Genomic DNA, 430 nt, shown 5'->3' with positions numbered 1-430 from the left:
CTTCAGCAAAGACCGGAAGTAAGGTATCAATTTATCTACGATCACCGCTTCGACTATTCGGTTCAGAGGATGTGCAAAGTGTTTCAGGTGTATCGAAGCGGGTACTATGCATGGGTTAAGTGCCCTATTAGCGAGCGTACATATCGCCGAATGAATCTCACTCGACGTATTCATCACATCTTTCTTGCCTCTCGGCGTTTATACGGGAGTCCAAAGATTATGAGGGTGCTGCGAGACGAGGGTGTACGTGTTGGGCAGAAAACAGTGGCTCGTATCATGCGGGAAAATGGGCTGAAGAGCCGTACAGTCCGTAAATATAAGGCAACAACCAATTCCAAACACAATCAGCCTGTAGATGACAACGTGCTGAATCAGACGTTTACGGCAGAGAGACCAAACCAGGTGTGGATGTCGGATATTACGTATGTTT

General features: G+C 47.0%; 1 protein-coding gene. It reads left to right on the top strand.

What is annotated here, in order from left to right:
- On the top strand, nt 1-430 hold a 430-nt coding region (locus MM817_RS16525), incomplete at both ends, for an IS3 family transposase (RefSeq protein WP_419723432.1).

The organism is Sulfoacidibacillus ferrooxidans, from assembly GCF_022606465.1.
Lineage (GTDB): Bacteria > Bacillota > Bacilli > Alicyclobacillales > SLC66 > Sulfoacidibacillus > Sulfoacidibacillus ferrooxidans.
Note: the sequence above shows the minus strand (reverse complement) of the source record. Positions and strands in the feature narration are given on the sequence as shown.